The following is a 15,668-nucleotide window of genomic DNA, read 5'->3' as shown; positions in this document are numbered from 1 at the left end:
TTTCGTTATGAATGTTTCATTCTATTGAATTGAATGGCCATCTGCATGTGGCGCCGGGAAAACGCTTGGAGGAGCGCCAGGACGCTGCAGGTGAGGGATAAGAGCGTTAATGCAGACCGGCGGGGAGTGCCGGACAAGGGAGGAATGGACATGCAATCTCTATTGAAGTCGGCAGTAGCAGGTGTGGCCTTGCTGGCTGCGTCTTTCGCGGCCCAGGCAGCCGATATCAGCATCGTTGTCGTCAGTCATGGTCAGGCTTCAGATCCGTTCTGGTCTGTCGTGAAAAATGGCGTTTCCGAAGCGGCAAAGGATACGGGCGTGAAGGTTGACTATCGCGCGCCGGAAACCTTTGACATGGTGCAGATGGCTCAACTTATCGACGCTGCGATCAATCAGAAGCCGCAAGGCATTGTGGTTTCCATTCCCGATGCCGATGCGCTTGGGCCGTCGATCCAGCGGGCTGTGGCGGCTGGCATCCCGGTCATTTCCATGAATTCCGGCTCCGATGCTTCGAAGAAGCTGGGGGCTATGCTGCATGTCGGTCAGGATGAGTTCGATGCCGGTAAAGCTGCCGGTGAAGCGCTGAAGAATGCTGGCGGCAAGAAAGGCCTTTGCGTCAATCACGAAGTCGGCAATGTCTCGCTCGATCAGCGCTGCGCAGGCTTCAAGGAAGGTTTCGGCGACGTAACGGTTTTGCCGACATCGACCGATCCTGCCGAAAACGAAGCCAAGGTTCGCGCTGCCCTGGCATCTGACGCTACGGTCGACACGATCCTGACGCTCAATGCGACACTGGCGGGGGAACCTGCCGTGAAGGCGGCGGCTGAAAGCGGTCGCACCGGAATCCATGTCTCGACATTCGATATGTCGGCTGGCTTTCTTGAGGCCGTTGAAAAGGGGCAGGCGGATTTCGCCATTGACCAGCAGCAGTTTCTGCAAGGCTATCTGCCAGTATCGTTCCTGGCGCTTAATGCGAAATACGGCTTGATGCCGGGTGGGAATGTTCCATCAGGCCCGAACCTGATCACGAAGGATAAGGCCAAGCAGGTCGTGGAACTTTCGGCCAAGGGTATCCGGTAAGCATCATCTCGACCATTCAATATCGAACCCGCCCATCACAATGGGCGGGAACGGGTATCTGTACCCAGAATGCATCAGGAGAAGATCATGAGTGAGCCACTTCCCCATCAAAAGGCCAGCACCGCTGTGCTCTCGAAGGATGAGCGATTGCAGTCGGCCAGCCCGTTGCAGCGGCTCCTGAGCCGACCGGAATTGGGCGCGGTCTCTGGCCTAATCCTCATTTCGATCTTTTTCGTTTCGGTTGCCAATCCGGCGATGTTTACGGCTGCAGGCATCATGAACTTCATGGCTCCCGCTTCGCAGCTTGGAATTCTGGCCGTCGCTGCCGCACTTCTTATGATTGGCGGAGAATTCGATCTCTCCATCGGGTCTATGGTGGCTTTTGCGGGGTTGATCTTTGCCGCTGCCCTTGTCGTCTGGCAGGTGCCGCTTGGCGTCGCCATCATCGTCACCCTGCTGTTTGCGGCATTCGTAGGCGTGGTCAATGCGCAGATTGTTATTCGAACCGGTTTGCCATCCTTTATTGTGACGCTTGCTTTCCTGTTCATTTTACGCGGTCTGTCACTGGTTGGGCTGAAATGGGCGACAGGTGGCGCCACGCAGTTGCGGGGCGTGAAGGAAGCCGTAGCGGGCAGTTATCTGGCCGGCCTTTTCTCCGGTGATGCCTTTCAGGGAGTTTTTGCCTGGATGGCTGAAAACGATCTGATTGCCAAATTTCCCAATGGCGAGCCTTCTGTGAAAGGCGTGCCGGTGGAAGTTTTATGGTTCATCGCCATTGCACTTATCGCAACATATGTTCTGGTGCGCACACGCTTCGGCAACTGGATTTTTGCAGCCGGTGGCGACGCCCTGGCGGCACGCAATTCCGGTGTTCCCGTGCGCCGTGTCAAGACCACGCTTTTCATGTGCACGGCCATGGCCGCAGCGCTGGTCGCAATCCTTACGGTTCTTGATGCGGGTTCGACCGATGCGCGCCGCGGTTTCCAGAAGGAATTCGAGGCAATCATCGCTGCGGTCATTGGCGGTTGTCTGTTGACCGGCGGCTATGGCTCTGCAATTGGCGCGTTCTTCGGCGCGATCATCTTCGGCATGGTGCTGATCGGACTCACCTACACCCAGATCGATCAGGACTGGTATCTCGTTTTCCTTGGCGGAATGCTTCTGATCGCGGTGCTCTTCAACAATTTCATTCGCAAGCGCGCTACCGGCGAGCGCTGAGGGGAGGATTTGCCATGACGACACCCATCATCGAAGTCCGCAATCTCGTTAAACATTTCGGCCCGGTCATTGCTTTGAACGGCGTTTCGCTGAGCGTCGAACCGGGGCAGGTGCATTGTCTGCTTGGCGACAACGGCGCGGGTAAATCGACCCTGATCAAAACGCTTTCGGGCGTGCATAAACCGACGAGCGGCGATTTTCTGGTCGAAGGAAAGCCGGTCTCGTTCAATAGCCCGCGCGATGCGCTCGATCATGGCATTGCCACGGTCTATCAGGATCTTGCGATGATCCCGCTGATGTCGGTGATGCGCAATTTCTTTCTGGGGCGCGAGCCGACCAAGGGTGTCGGGCCTTTCCGCTGGTTCGATGCGCAACAGGCCGAAGAAGTGACGCGCGAAGAAATGCGCAAGATCGGGATCGATGTCCGTGACCCGCAGCAGGCTGTGGGAACACTTTCCGGCGGGGAGCGGCAGTGCGTGGCGATTGCGCGCGCCGTCTATTTCGGCGCAAAGGTGCTCATCCTTGATGAACCGACTTCGGCGCTGGGTGTGAGGCAAACGGCTATGGTCCTCAAATACATCAATCTCGTGCGCTCACGCGGGCTTGGTGTCATCTTCATCACGCACAATGTTCGCCATGCTCATGCGGTTGGTGACAAGTTCACTGTTCTCAATCGCGGTGTAACCCTTGGAACGCGCACGAAAAACGACGTCGACATGGATGAGCTGCAGAGCCTTATGGCGGGCGGGCAGGAACTAGCCGACCTGACGGCCGAACTGGGCGGTCGGGTCTGATCGAAATTTCAGAGTGTAGAACGAACCATAGTTCAGCGGCACAAGAGATCACAGATTGCTTTTCCCGAGTAATGCTTGAGCAAATGGTAAAATATTGTGAGAAACTTTTGCGATCCTGCTTGCGCTTGCAATTTCAGGTAGTTAGAGCATCTGTCTGCCTGACTGATTCAGGCTGTGTGTTTTAAGCCGTTGTTTCAGCCGTATTAACGCGATGTCGAAGCCTCCCTTTCGTCTGCGAATTCGTCTTGGGCGCTGGCTTGCACAGACACCGTTTTAATTTGCGCTGAAAGGACCAGCATCGTGGAGCAGGCAAAGAACGGAACCCGTAAGGGTGGGCGCAAGGCGCTGTGGGCGGCTGTTGCGGTAATCGCTATAGCTGCCGCCGGTTTGACCGGATACAAGATCACACTTGAGAAGACCATTACATCGCAGCTTGAAAAGCGCGGCGGCAAGGCCTCTTCCGTCGAAGCGGATTTTCTCGGACGTATCCACCTGCGCGACGTGACGTTGCCGCTGAAGGATGGTTCCAACGTCCATATCGCTTCGGTTGATGGCCGTCCGAAGTTCCTGTTCCTTACGGGGATGCTGAATGCGTCCGGTATCGACACGGAGTTCGGAAACTACAAGATTTCCATTCCAAGTGTGGTGATCGAAGACGCCAATTTCGATAGCGCCATGCTGAAGGACACTTTCGGCAATAGCGGTCTCACCCTGCCGGAGCGCGTTGGTCGTTTCTCGGCAAAGCGCCTCACCGCGCAGGAAATCAAGGTCGTCCAGACCGTTGCGAAAAACGAACAGAATATCGTCTACAAGGACGTTGCGCTGGAAGACATCAATCTCGGTAAGGTTGCTCGTTATACGGCTGGCAGCACCGATTTCGAATTTGCCGTCGAAGTGCCCGGCGAGGACGGCGAAAACGTCACGGACAAGATGACAGGCACAATGGGTGCCGCGGAAGGCAAGGACATTGACGGTGTCTTCCTGGCCCGCCTTTATACCGAGAAGGCAGGCCCGGACGACAAGGAAGCCAAGCCGGTCTATGGTCCGTTCTCGGCGAAGAATATCGTCATGAAGACGAAGGATGCGAGCTTCAGCTACGATGAAATTCGCAGCAATGGTTTTACGGCTCGTCTGCCGGCCGTGCCGTTCACCGAAACTTTGCAAAAGCTCCAGTCCCTCGAAAAGGCGGACGAGCTTTCACCAGCAGAAACGCGTGAGCTTATTCTCCAGTTGACTTCATTGTTCGAAACGATCGGCAAGGGCGACGTCGAAATGCTCGGCATGAAGATCGAACCTGCCGATGCCTCGAAGGGGAAGGGCGGTATCGAACGGATCGCGGTCGCTTTCGACAATCAGAAGATGGACGCTACCATCAAAGGTTTCGATTTCGCGGAAGGCCAGGATTACATGAAGATGGAAGAAGCTTCCCTGAAGGGCTTCTCCTGGGCGACGTCGATCGAAGCGTTGAAGAAGTTTGCGTCGCTGAGCGACGATCAGGTTGAGAACTTCCCTTATACGACCATGCTTCCGGAATTGGGCACGCTTCGGATTGCTGGCATCGACGCCGACCTGCCATACGACCAGTCTGAAGATGTGGACGCAGGCGAGGAAAACGCGGACGATGCAGATCAGGCTTCAACCGAAGAAACGTCGGTTCCTTCGCTGCCCGAACGCATTCAGTTTGCGTTGAAGAGCTATGAAGTGGCTCTCAACAAGCCGTACAACGGCATTCCGACAGATGTGCGTGTGGCTTATGAAGATATGTCGCTCAAAGTCCCGGCGCAGGGCAGTGACGAGTTCTACCAGCAGCTTCGGAAACTTGGTTATGATCGTCTCATCATTTCCTCAAATTTCGAGGCCAACTGGGATGAAGCAAACCAAAATCTGATCATCAAGGACATTTCAATCAGCGGCAAGGATATGGGGTCGGTGTCCATGTCCGGCTTGATGGGGGGCTTCACCAAGGAGTTCTTCTCAGGCGACAAGGTGATGACGCAGGTTGCTTTGCTCGGGCTCAAGGCCAGGCAGGTGAACCTCAAGATTGAGGAAAAGGGCATCATCGCCAAGGGCATCAAAATGTATGCCGAAGAAAATAATATGTCCGAAGATGAAGTGCGCAGCACTGTGTCTCTGGTAGCCGCAGCCGCTCTACAGGAACTGGCAGCGGATCAGCCCCAGTTGCAGGACGTTGCGGCGGCGTTTTCTACCTTCCTCGCGAAGCCGAATATTTTCGAGCTGGCTGTCAAAGCCAAAGCCGATAAAGGAATTGGCGCTCTTGAAATGGTCGCAGCATCGCAAGACCCGCTCACTTTGCTCGATAAAGTCGATATCGAAGCCAAGACGGAATGATCGACTATCCCATCAATCTGCGCGAAACGCTGGCCCTTGGCCGGCGTTTCTGTAATCAGAGCTTCACCAAAACATTACACAAGGGTCATGCCCTTGAAATACAAGGGTCCTAGTAAGCCTCGGAAATAACGAGGCCAACATGACCAGAAAAAACGTCCTGCTTATCGTCGTTGATCAATGGCGAGCAGATTTTATCCCTCACCTGATGCGGGCGGAGGGACGCGAACCCTTCCTTAAAACTCCCAATCTTGATCGTCTTTGCCGGGAAGGCTTGACCTTCCGCAACCATGTCACGACGTGCGTGCCATGTGGCCCCGCAAGGGCAAGCCTGCTTACAGGTCTCTACCTGATGAATCACCGGGCAGTGCAGAACACCGTTCCACTTGACCAGCGTCATTTGAACCTTGGAAAAGCTCTGCGTGCTATTGGCTATGACCCCGCGCTTATCGGTTACACGACAACCACACCCGATCCGCGTTCCACGTCTCCCAGAGATCCGCGTTTTACGGTTCTGGGCGACATCATGGATGGATTTCGCTCTGTTGGCGCATTTGAGCCCAATATGGATGGGTATTTTGGCTGGGTGTCACAGAACGGCTTTGAACTGCCTGAGAACCGCGAAGATATCTGGCTGCCGGAAGGTGAACATTCCGTTCCCGGCGCAACCGACAAGCCATCGCGCATCCCGAAGGAATTTTCGGATTCGACATTTTTTACTGAGCGCGCACTGACATATCTGAAGGGCAGGGACGGCAAGCCTTTCTTCCTGCATCTTGGCTATTATCGCCCGCACCCGCCTTTCGTAGCCTCTGCGCCCTACCATGCGATGTACAAAGCCGAGGATATGCCTGCGCCTATACGTGCGGAGAACCCGGATGCCGAAGCGGCACAACATCCGCTTATGAAGCACTACATCGATCACATCAGACGCGGTTCGTTCTTCCATGGCGCGGAAGGCTCGGGAGCAACGCTTGATGAAGGCGAGATTCGCCAGATGCGAGCCACCTATTGCGGCCTGATCAGTGAGATTGACGACTGTCTGGGACAGGTCTTTGCGTATCTCGATGAAACCGGTCAGTGGGATGACACGCTTGTCATCTTCACGAGCGATCATGGTGAGCAGCTGGGCGATCATCACCTTCTCGGCAAGATCGGTTACAACGCCGAAAGCTTCCGCATTCCTTTGGTCATAAAGGATGCGGGGCAGAACAACCACGCTGGCCAAATCGAAGATGCCTTTTCCGAAAGCATTGACGTGATGCCGACCATCCTGGAGTGGCTGGGTGGAGAAACGCCTCGTGCCTGCGACGGCCGTTCGCTGTTGCCGTTTCTGGCAGAAGGAAAGCCCGCCGACTGGCGCACGGAACTGCACTACGAGTTCGATTTCCGCGATGTATTCTACGATCAGCCGCAGAATTCGGTTCAGCTTTCCCAGGATGATTGCAGCCTCTGCGTGATCGAAGACGAGAACTATAAGTACGTGCATTTTGCGGCCCTGCCGCCGCTGTTCTTCGATCTGAAGGCGGACCCGCATGAATTCAACAATCTGGCTGATGATCCCGCTTATGCGGTTCTCGTTCGCAACTATGCCCAAAAGGCACTGTCGTGGCGGCTGTCACATGCCGACCGGACACTCACTCATTACAGATCCGGCCCGCAAGGGCTGACAACGCGCAACCATTGATCTCAGGAGCAACCAATGATCAACCTGACCCGACGCGGGATGCTTGGACTTTCAGCTGGTGCAGCCGGTTCGCTTATCCTGCCGCGCTTTGCTATCGCGCAGGCTGACAATCGCCCATCGATCACCATTGCCGTGCAAAAGGTGGCGAACAGTAATACGCTCGACGTCCTTCGCGAACAGTCGAATGTCGGCGAACGCGTTTTCTTCTCCAGTATCTGGGAGGCGCTGATTGACCGTGACTGGTTGGGCGGGCTTTCTGCCGTACCGGGCCTTGCGACCGAATGGACCCGTATTGACGACAAGACCGTGGAACTGAAGCTCCGGCAAGGCGTGAAATTCCACAATGGCGATGAGATGACCGCTGAGGACGTTGCCTTCACCTTCGGCAAGGAACGCATGTTCGGCGACACGCAGCCTGCCGAAGGCAAGACGATTTATGTCTCCGAGAAAAACCCGCTCGGTCGCGAAAGCAAGGAACTGCCGCTCGAAGTGCCCGCGACTGCACGCCGTTCGTGGCCATCCCTGCTGGGTGTCGAAGTCGTCGACAAATATACGGTGCGTTTCAAGAACGGTACGCCGGACGTGACCATGGAAGGCCGTATCTCGCGCTACGGCAGCCAGATCATGAGCCGCCGCGGTTGGGAGGAGTCGCCGAGCTATCTCGACTGGGCGCGCAAGCCAATCACCACCGGGCCTTACAAGGTCGTCGAGTTCAAGCCAGACAACATGCTGGTGCTCGAAGCTCATGACGAATATTGGGGCGGGCGCCCGCCGCTGAAGCAAATCCGCTTCATTGAAGTGCCGGAAGTTGCCTCGCGCATCAATGGTCTGCTGTCAGGTGAGTATCAGTTTGCCTGCGACATTCCGCCGGATCAGATCGAGGGCATCGAAAAGAATGATGCTTTCGAGGTTCAGGGCGGTACGATCCTCAACCACCGTCTCACCGTTTTCGACAAGTTCCATCCGCAACTGGAAAACCCGCTAGTGCGCCGCGCATTTACCCATGCGATCGATCGTCAGGCGATCGTGGATTCGCTGTGGGCAGGCCGAACGGTCGTTCCAGCGGGTCTTCAGTGGGATTATTATGGCGATATGTTCGTTCAGGGCTGGAACGTTCCGGAATATAACCCTGATCTCGCTAAGCAGCTTCTGAAGGAAGCCGGTTACAAGGGCGATGCGATCCCATATCGCCTGCTCAATAACTACTACACGAACCAGACCCCGACGGCGCAAATCCTCGTGGAGATGTGGAATCAGGTGGGCCTGAACGTCGAAATTCAGATGAAGGAAAACTGGCAGCAGATTCTGGAAAAGAGCCCGGGACGCGCCGTGCGTGACTGGTCCAATTCTGCGCCCTTCAACGATCCTGTTTCTTCCATCGTCAGCCAGCATGGCCCGAACGGTCAACAGCAGCAGGTCGGAGAATGGACGAATGAGGAAGCGAACAAGCTTTCCGTCATTCTGGAAACAAGCACGGATCACGCAAAGCGCAAGGAAGCATTCAAGCGGATGCTGGAAATCTGCGAGCGTGAAGATCCAGCCTATACGGTCCTCCATCAGAACGCGACTTTCACGGCGAAGCCGAAGTCGCTGAAGTGGAAAGCAGCACCTGCTTTCGCAATGGACTTCCGCAAGAACAACTGGGCTTGAACCATTGTAGGCGCGAGCCCGGCTTAGCCGGGCTCGCTTGTCCTTTGGGGCATTTAGCCCCGCGAATATGAATGAACCAGAAGGATTGCATGATGCCGCTGGTCGAAATTTCCAATCTGCAAGTAGCTTTTGATGGCGTGCCAGTTCTGCATGGTATCGACCTCTCAATTGAGCGTGGCGAAGCTGTGGGGCTTGTCGGGGAATCCGGCTGTGGCAAGTCTGTGACCTGGCTGGCAGCACTCGGCCTCCTTCCGAAGAAGGCGTCGATCTCCGGCAGTGTCCTTCTCGAAGGAACGGAATTGCTGACCGCGTCTCGCAGCACGCTCGAAAATGTTCGCGGCGGTCGCATAGCCATGATCTTTCAGGACCCGTCGAGTTCGTTGAACCCGGTTATCCGGGTAGGGCGGCAGATTGAGGAAGCAGTGCGACTACATCGCGGCCTGACAGGACCTGCGGTCCGGGCAGAGGCTTTGCGATTGATGGAACTTGTTGGAATTCCCGATGCTCGCCGACGTATTGATAATTATCCGCACGAATTTTCGGGTGGCCAGAACCAGCGTTTGATGATCGCCATGGCGCTGGCAGGAAACCCCGACATCCTTATCGCGGATGAGCCGACGACAGCACTTGATGCGACGATCCAGGCTCAGATACTCGATCTGCTGGCCGGGCTGCGAGCGGAAACGGGTATGGCTGTAGTCTTTATCAGTCATGATCTTGGCGCTGTTTCGCAAATCTGCGAACGGGTTTCGGTTATGTATGCGGGACGCATTGTCGAGCAGGCCCGGACCGAGGCGCTTTTTGCCGCTCCGCGCCATCCCTATACACATGGGCTGTTTGATTCCATTCCCAGCCTTGATGGCGGACGCAATCGCCTGATCCCCATTGAGGGCACAGTTCCCGAACCCGGCAAGCTTCCGCAAGGTTGTGCATTTTCGCCGCGCTGCCTGAGCGCGAGCGATCTCTGCGCGCGAAGTCTCCCAAGGCTTGGTGTTCCGCAGGATGACGCCGGCGAAGGGCGCACGGTCGCCTGTTTTCACCCTTATCCGGCAGCGTCGTCTTTGCTGCCATCAATGCGTGGGCATGTTTCAATGCAAGCGAGTACAGAGGCGATAGCACAATGACAGCCGCTCTTCTCGAAGCCCGCGACCTTGTCAAAACCTATACGTCACGCAAAGGGCTGTTCGCGCAACCCGTTACGGTTCGCGCTGTTGATGGCCTTTCCCTATCGGTCGCTCCGGCGACGACACTGGGAATCGTTGGCGAATCCGGTTCGGGTAAATCCACGACGGGGCGTCTGCTTCTGGGTCTGGAAGACCCCAGCGAGGGAGACGTCACGTTCGAAGGCTCAACCCTGCCTCGCCAGAAGACCCCGAGCTGGCGCGCTCTACGAGCGCGTATGCAACTCGTCTATCAGGACCCTCTTGCTGCTCTGGATCGACGGTTACCGATTGGCCGTCAGATAGCCGAGCCGCTGGAAATCCATAGCATTGGAACCCCAGATGAGCAGAAAGCTCGTGTTGTCGAGCTGATGCGGGCGGTCGGGCTTCGTCCCGATCAGGCTTCACGCTACCCGCACGAGCTTTCCGGCGGGCAGCGCCAGCGCGTCGTCATCGCGCGGGCCATCGCGTCCAAACCGCGCCTCATCGTGTGTGATGAGCCCGTGTCGGCGCTGGATGTTTCCATCCAGGCGCAGGTCGTAAACCTTTTGCGGGATTTACAGGAACGCGCAGGCATTGCGATGGTTTTCATCAGCCATGATCTGAAGGTGGTGCGCAATATATCGGATCGTGTCGCGGTCATGTATCTGGGCCGTATCGTCGAAGAAGCTTCCTCTGACGAAATTTTTGCCAAGCCACTTCATCCTTATACGCAGGCGCTTGTATCCAGTGTCCCGGTTGCCGGTACGCCGCTCAGCGATCGTATCATCTTGCAGGGGGAGCCGCCGAACCCTGCCGCGCGACCGAGTGGCTGCGCCTTTCATCCCCGCTGCCGTTTTGCTGCTCCGCGCTGCAGCAGCGAGACACCTGAACTCCTCGACATGCCCGCGGGGCGCAAAGTGGCCTGCCATTTTGCAGAGGCCCTTCAGACGGACGTTATTCATGCTTAGATTTCTGATGGTTCGCGGGTTCCGCGCATTTGTGACCATTCTTCTGGTGGTAACATTTGCCTTTGTGGTGTTGCGCATGTCTGGTGATCCGGCCCAGATCATCATGGGACCGGATGCACCGCCGGAAGCCATAGCTGCGTTCCGAAAGAACTGGGGTCTCGACGATCCGCTCTGGCAGCAATATTTGCGCTATTTCGGAGCCATTGCACGCGGCGATCTTGGAATATCGATGCGCGACGGCCAATCGGCAATCGCACTCGTGGCAGAGCGGATACCTGCCACGCTTCAACTCACGATACCGGCTTTGCTGATCAAGCTTGGGCTTGGCATTCCCGCCGGAATCTATGCGGCGCTGCACCGCAACAGCTTCATTGACCGGGCTGTCATGGCGACTGCTGTCATTGGCTTCACGTTACCGAGCTTTGTACTCGGCCTGTTGCTTGTGCTGGTGTTCTCGGTATCGCTTGGATGGTTGCCTTCGGGCGGACAGGATAGCTGGATGCACGCCATTCTCCCTATCATCACGATGGGGCTTGGCGGCGCGGCTATTCTGGCGCGGTTTTCCCGCAGTGCGATGATCGAGATTCTGGGGCAGCCATATATTCGCACGGCGAGCGCCAAAGGTGTGTCGTGGCGCGATGTCGTCTGGCGGCACGCGCTACCCAATGCGGCCATTCCGATCGTTACCATCGTCGGTTTCATGGTGGGGTCGTTGATTGCAGGCGCAGTGGTTGTAGAGACGCTCTTTTCCTGGCCGGGGGTGGGCAGATTGCTCGTGGTTTCGGTTGCCAATCGCGATCTCGCAATCGTGCAGTGCATCCTGCTTCTCGTGGCCGCGACGATGGTAATCTCCAATTTCGTTGTCGACCTTCTCTACGGTTATCTCGATCCGCGTCTGCGTCAGGCGCAGGGCAAAGCGTGAGGCTGAACTGATGACGGATATGACCGCCAATACAGCTACTCTTTCTACACAGCCCAAAAAGACCCATAAACGCCTTCCGCTGATGGTCATCATCGGTTTCATCTGGATCGCGGCGATGATCCTGATTGCGCTGACTGCGGATTGGATTAAGCCTTACAACATCACGGCTTTCGATCTGAAAAACCGCCTCGCATTGCCGGGTAATCCGCAACATTGGCTGGGTACCGATGAGCTCGGACGCGACGTGCTCTCGCGTCTTATCGAGTCCATCCGCATTTCACTGCTCATTGCATTCGGTGCGACTATCATTTCTGCAGTGTTCGGTACGACGCTCGGTTTCCTCGCAGCTTATTTTCGCGGTGTGGTGGAGCAGGTGGTGGTCATGCTCGCTGATTTTCAGGCGGCACTGCCATTCCTCATTTTGTCGCTTGCCGTGCTTGCCTTCTTCGGAAGTTCGCTTCTGCTGTTGACCTGCCTGATGGGTTTCTATGGCTGGGAGCGTTATGCCCGTATCGCTCGCGGGCTGGCCGTTTCTGCCAATGCGCAAGGTTACGCGGCGGCGGTTACGCAGCTCGGCGCCGCGCCGTCACGCGTTTATCTCAAGCATATTCTCCCGAATATTGCTTCGACCCTGATCGTCTCGATGACGCTGACATTTCCGGAGATCATTTTGCTCGAAAGCAGTCTGTCATTCCTTGGTCTCGGCGTGCAGCCACCAATGACCAGCCTCGGCAATATGGTCGGTTATGGCCGCGAGTATCTCACCCGTGCGCCCTGGATCATGCTCGCGCCGTCATTCGTGATCATGTTCACGACTCTGTCGATCAGTTTTGTGGGCGATTGGCTGCGTGACAAGCTGGACCCGACAACCCGATAAGCCTGTCCCCCTCGCCAGCACTTGGGCCTTGCGATTCTGAAAGCGAGTTGCTTAGTGTGATCTGTTCGAATTTTTGTGGGAAATGACGTCTTATGTTGAAGAATATCAATCCATTGCTGACGGGCTCGCTGCTGGAAGTCCTTGCAGATATGGGGCACGGCGACGATCTGGTGATTGTCGATGCCAATTATCCGGCGCAGTCTTCCGGTGTGCACGTACTGGATTTTCCGGGAATCACTGCAACGGATATGGCTGAGGCTGTTCTGTCGCTGCTGCCTTTGGACGATTTTGTCGATAAGCCAGCGGCTGTCATGCAGGCACCAAATGAAACGCCAGCGATTTTCAAAGAGTTTGAAGCTGTCATTGAAAAAGCCGAGGGGCGAAAGATTTCTGTCGATCCAATGGAGAGATTTGCCTTTTATCATCGCGCTCGTGACGCTTTCGCGATCATTCGGACGGGTGAAAAGAGATTATACGGCAATATCATCTTCAAGAAGGGCGTCATCCGCTCCTGATGTGTCGTTGATATCTATGTAAAAATAGCCCGGACGTTGAGCCCGGGCTATTTGTTTAAGGCTTATTCCTGCGGCTTTTCTGCCTGGCCCTTCATCGGGCCTTTGTGTTCTCCACCCTTGTGGTGGCCCATGTGATGGGAACCCTTGTGAGAACCTCGGGCGTGGTGCATTTTCGCTGCGCGCATTTCGCTGCGATCAATCTTGCCGTCCTCATTCCGATCCAGTGCAGCGAATTCTTTCTTGCGCTGGTTTTCAACTTCCGCAAGCGTGACCTTGCCGTCGCCGTTGACGTCAAGTCGGCGCTCCATGCGGTCAGCTGCACGGCTCACGATGCGCTTTTGTGCCAGTGCTTCGATTTCAGCGCGAGAAAGTACCCCGTCGCCATCGGTATCGGCTGCCTTGAGATCATCCATGCGTGAGAATTTTTCGAGGTCGACGGGGCCATGTCTGCCCTTCATATCTTTGTTTGGTGCAACGGCCGTCTCTGTCACCGGTTTATCAGTATTTGCACTGCTATTTTCTTGCGCCAGTGCGGGTACGGCAAGCAAAGATGTTGCAACTACAGCGATAAATGCGGTCTTGGATTTCATGGTTCTTTTACTCCATTACTCTTTTACAGGGGCGCCGCTAGATGGCGTGTGAGTAATGTCTGTCATCCTAGATGAACTGCATATGAATATGCGAATTAATTATCGGTAATGTGTCGGAGGGAAAGCCGCAGTCCAAGGAGGACATTGTCAAAGGTGCGGAAAGGTGAAAGCATCGAAGCGTATTTTCAATACGAAAAAGTCTGGTTTGGTCCAGTCAATGACGACAGTATATCAGCGGAAGCGTTTGTTTTCTGAAGAGAAAATGGTGGGTGATGTAGGGATCGAACCTACGACCCGCTGATTAAGAGTCAGCTGCTCTACCAACTGAGCTAATCACCCACTCGCTTTGCCGAGGCAGCGGCCCCGGTGAAGTGAGCGGTTCTATAACGGCCTCTTTTCCACCTGTCCAGCCTCCAACTGCAAATTTTCTGAAAAAAATGAAAGTTAGCGCAAAAAGCCCCGGAAATGCGGGGCTTTTGAATTCAGGATTTTGCGCGTCATAGGTGTTTATTTAAAATACACATATTGAGGTTGCATACATGAGGCATGCATTGGAGAATCAAAAAAGAGAAATTCTTGATTTGATTCATTTTTTCACGGTCTGACGTTGTAAGGAGACGCAGGCGGCTCCATATTCGACGTTGCCGGTACAATATGTGGGTGGGAAGTTTATCAGGGAGTAGGGCCACGCTGCAAATGTCGCAGCCATGTCATCAATTATTGATGCTTGTCTGAGAAGCTACTGCATATAAAAGACTTGATCGGTTGGTAGCTGTCCTGAATCAAAGGATACCGACGCGGCCCAGAAAAATTCAGAGCAAGGCGCTTTATGCACCGGGTTGCCCTTGCTGCATAACAGGAACGGCTCATAGCGGTTCAAAACCCGGTTTGCGACATTTGAGGACGGAATGGAAAGCATAATAGGCGATCTCGGACAGTTTATTTCCGATCATCGGGCATGGGCTGGGCCTATCGTAGGCGCTATCGCCTTTGGCGAATCTCTCGCCATTATTGGAATGTTCATTCCGGCCACCCCTATCATGATTGCCATTGGCGGCCTTGTGGGCGCCGGAATCATTGAACCCATTCCCGTCATTATCGGTGCAATCATTGGCGCTGTGATTGGCGATATCATCTCCTATTTCCTGGGATGGTGGCTCGGCCGCAATATCATTCACAAATGGCCGCTCAACAAGCACCGTAGCGGCGTGGCGCGTGCGCGCCTGCTGTTCCGCCGTTACGGCTTTTCGGCGGTGTTTCTGGGGCGTTTCTTCGGTCCTATACGCTGCACCGTGCCGATGGTTGCTGGCATAATGTCCATGGATCAGACGCGTTTCCAGACCGCCAACGTGCTTTCTGCGCTGGTATGGGCCCCGGCTATGTTCCTTCCGGGCTGGCTGGTCGGTCGCGGTGCAGGCATTTTCGCCAGAATGGACGGCGATCACATGTTCTGGTTTGTCATCGGGATCACGGTTGCCACCATCATCGTGACGGTCATTGGCGTTCGCTTTTTCAAAGCCCGTCCGCGACGGGAGCGGAAACGGCGTGTACAAGTTACGCCAGCGGAATAATCGGTCTCTTGTATGGCGGGCTCCAGACTGCATAATAACAGGACCATATGTTTCATATGGCAACCGGTTTCGCTAAGGCTTCTGCCTCGCAAACCTCTTACATAAGGTTCATCGCGCTTTATGCCCGACGACAGTTCTGACGATTCGTCTTCTCGAAGTCCGAATTTCCCTGAGGAATGTTCGGGCTTCCTCTGCATTGAACAATTCCCGATAAGCTTCGCCATTTCGAGACTGGACCGTAGGATGCGGCCCGGTCACAAATTGTTTGCGACAATATCTCCAATTTCCATTTCCGCTGATCTTTAAAA

The 15,668-nt window shown here is 55.2% G+C and carries 13 protein-coding genes and 1 tRNA gene; 12 read left to right on the top strand and 2 right to left on the bottom strand.

Annotation, left to right across the window (positions count from 1 at the left end):
• Positions 1 to 150 precede the first annotated feature (150 nt).
• The 11 genes from AC0TOF_RS20060 to AC0TOF_RS20010 all read left to right on the top strand — a co-directional run bounded on the left by AC0TOF_RS20060 (position 151) and on the right by AC0TOF_RS20010 (position 13,199).
• On the top strand, positions 151 to 1,080 hold the full coding sequence (locus AC0TOF_RS20060; protein WP_122000479.1) for a sugar ABC transporter substrate-binding protein: 930 nt from the start codon (positions 151 to 153) through the stop codon (positions 1,078 to 1,080).
• An 87-nt stretch (positions 1,081 to 1,167) separates the two neighbouring features.
• Positions 1,168 to 2,298 carry an ABC transporter permease gene (locus AC0TOF_RS20055; protein WP_122000545.1) on the top strand — a complete coding sequence of 377 codons (1,131 nt, stop codon included), beginning with the start codon at positions 1,168 to 1,170 and terminating at the stop codon, positions 2,296 to 2,298.
• Between the two features lie 14 nt (positions 2,299 to 2,312).
• Positions 2,313 to 3,092, top strand: a complete 780-nt coding sequence (locus AC0TOF_RS20050; protein ID WP_122000480.1) for a sugar ABC transporter ATP-binding protein — start codon at positions 2,313 to 2,315, stop codon at positions 3,090 to 3,092.
• Between the two features lie 300 nt (positions 3,093 to 3,392).
• Positions 3,393 to 5,441, top strand: a complete 2,049-nt coding sequence (locus AC0TOF_RS20045; protein ID WP_473769560.1) for a hypothetical protein — start codon at positions 3,393 to 3,395, stop codon at positions 5,439 to 5,441.
• Positions 5,442 to 5,580: 139 nt separating this feature from the next.
• Positions 5,581 to 7,125, top strand: coding sequence for a phosphoric/sulfuric ester hydrolase PehA (pehA, locus tag AC0TOF_RS20040; protein WP_473769559.1), 1,545 nt, complete (start codon positions 5,581 to 5,583; stop codon positions 7,123 to 7,125).
• 15 nt (positions 7,126 to 7,140) lie between these two features.
• Entirely contained in the window at positions 7,141 to 8,775 is a 1,635-nt protein-coding gene (locus AC0TOF_RS20035; RefSeq protein ID WP_122000483.1) for an ABC transporter substrate-binding protein, read from the top strand.
• Positions 8,776 to 8,864: 89 nt separating this feature from the next.
• Positions 8,865 to 9,899, top strand: coding sequence for an ABC transporter ATP-binding protein (locus AC0TOF_RS20030; RefSeq protein ID WP_473769836.1), 1,035 nt, complete (start codon positions 8,865 to 8,867; stop codon positions 9,897 to 9,899).
• The gene (locus tag AC0TOF_RS20025) at positions 9,896 to 10,885 is read left to right on the top strand and encodes an ABC transporter ATP-binding protein (protein WP_473769558.1); all 990 of its coding nucleotides are present in this window, start codon (positions 9,896 to 9,898) and stop codon (positions 10,883 to 10,885) included. The genes AC0TOF_RS20030 and AC0TOF_RS20025 overlap by 4 nt, the downstream gene beginning before the upstream one ends.
• Positions 10,878 to 11,807 (top strand): ABC transporter permease, encoded by a 930-nt coding sequence (locus tag AC0TOF_RS20020; RefSeq protein WP_473769557.1) that lies wholly within the window; start codon positions 10,878 to 10,880, stop codon positions 11,805 to 11,807. Before AC0TOF_RS20025 ends, AC0TOF_RS20020 begins: the two co-directional genes overlap by 8 nt.
• Positions 11,808 to 11,817: 10 nt before the next feature.
• Positions 11,818 to 12,684: an ABC transporter permease gene (locus AC0TOF_RS20015; protein ID WP_473769556.1), complete on the top strand. Its 867-nt coding sequence runs from the start codon at positions 11,818 to 11,820 to the stop codon at positions 12,682 to 12,684.
• Between the two features lie 92 nt (positions 12,685 to 12,776).
• Positions 12,777 to 13,199, top strand: coding sequence for an RbsD/FucU family protein (locus tag AC0TOF_RS20010; protein ID WP_122000487.1), 423 nt, complete (start codon positions 12,777 to 12,779; stop codon positions 13,197 to 13,199).
• A 62-nt stretch (positions 13,200 to 13,261) separates the two neighbouring features.
• Here the strand turns inward: AC0TOF_RS20010 and AC0TOF_RS20005 are convergent, their stop codons facing one another.
• Both AC0TOF_RS20005 and AC0TOF_RS20000 read right to left on the bottom strand, forming a co-directional pair.
• The gene (locus AC0TOF_RS20005; RefSeq protein ID WP_473769555.1) at positions 13,262 to 13,789 is read right to left on the bottom strand and encodes an EF-hand domain-containing protein; all 528 of its coding nucleotides are present in this window, start codon (positions 13,787 to 13,789) and stop codon (positions 13,262 to 13,264) included.
• 263 nt (positions 13,790 to 14,052) lie between these two features.
• Positions 14,053 to 14,128 (bottom strand) — tRNA-Lys (locus tag AC0TOF_RS20000).
• Positions 14,129 to 14,697: 569 nt separating this feature from the next.
• Between AC0TOF_RS20000 and AC0TOF_RS19995 the strand changes: the two genes are divergently transcribed.
• Complete coding sequence (locus AC0TOF_RS19995) at positions 14,698 to 15,360, top strand: DedA family protein (RefSeq protein WP_122000489.1); 663 nt, start codon at positions 14,698 to 14,700, stop codon at positions 15,358 to 15,360.
• Positions 15,361 to 15,668: the final 308 nt, after the last annotated feature.

It is taken from the genome of Ochrobactrum sp. PL_is501 (assembly GCF_055816895.1).
This window is presented reverse-complemented; position numbering and strand designations above follow the sequence as displayed.

Bases quoted from the DNA above. Each gene is read 5' to 3' on its own strand.
- AC0TOF_RS20055 (WP_122000545.1), top strand. From the start codon at position 1,168: ATGAGTGAGCCACTTCCCCATCAAAAGGCCAGCACCGCTGTGCTCTCG.
- AC0TOF_RS20035 (WP_122000483.1), top strand. From the start codon at position 7,141: ATGATCAACCTGACCCGACGCGGGATGCTTGGACTTTCAGCTGGTGCA.
- AC0TOF_RS20020 (WP_473769557.1), top strand. From the start codon at position 10,878: ATGCTTAGATTTCTGATGGTTCGCGGGTTCCGCGCATTTGTGACCATT.
- AC0TOF_RS20030 (WP_473769836.1), top strand. From the start codon at position 8,865: ATGATGCCGCTGGTCGAAATTTCCAATCTGCAAGTAGCTTTTGATGGC.
- AC0TOF_RS20005 (WP_473769555.1), bottom strand. From the start codon at position 13,789: ATGAAATCCAAGACCGCATTTATCGCTGTAGTTGCAACATCTTTGCTT.
- AC0TOF_RS20050 (WP_122000480.1), top strand. From the start codon at position 2,313: ATGACGACACCCATCATCGAAGTCCGCAATCTCGTTAAACATTTCGGC.
- AC0TOF_RS20025 (WP_473769558.1), top strand. From the start codon at position 9,896: ATGACAGCCGCTCTTCTCGAAGCCCGCGACCTTGTCAAAACCTATACG.
- AC0TOF_RS19995 (WP_122000489.1), top strand. From the start codon at position 14,698: ATGGAAAGCATAATAGGCGATCTCGGACAGTTTATTTCCGATCATCGG.
- pehA (WP_473769559.1), top strand. From the start codon at position 5,581: ATGACCAGAAAAAACGTCCTGCTTATCGTCGTTGATCAATGGCGAGCA.
- AC0TOF_RS20060 (WP_122000479.1), top strand. From the start codon at position 151: ATGCAATCTCTATTGAAGTCGGCAGTAGCAGGTGTGGCCTTGCTGGCT.
- AC0TOF_RS20010 (WP_122000487.1), top strand. From the start codon at position 12,777: ATGTTGAAGAATATCAATCCATTGCTGACGGGCTCGCTGCTGGAAGTC.
- AC0TOF_RS20015 (WP_473769556.1), top strand. From the start codon at position 11,818: ATGACGGATATGACCGCCAATACAGCTACTCTTTCTACACAGCCCAAA.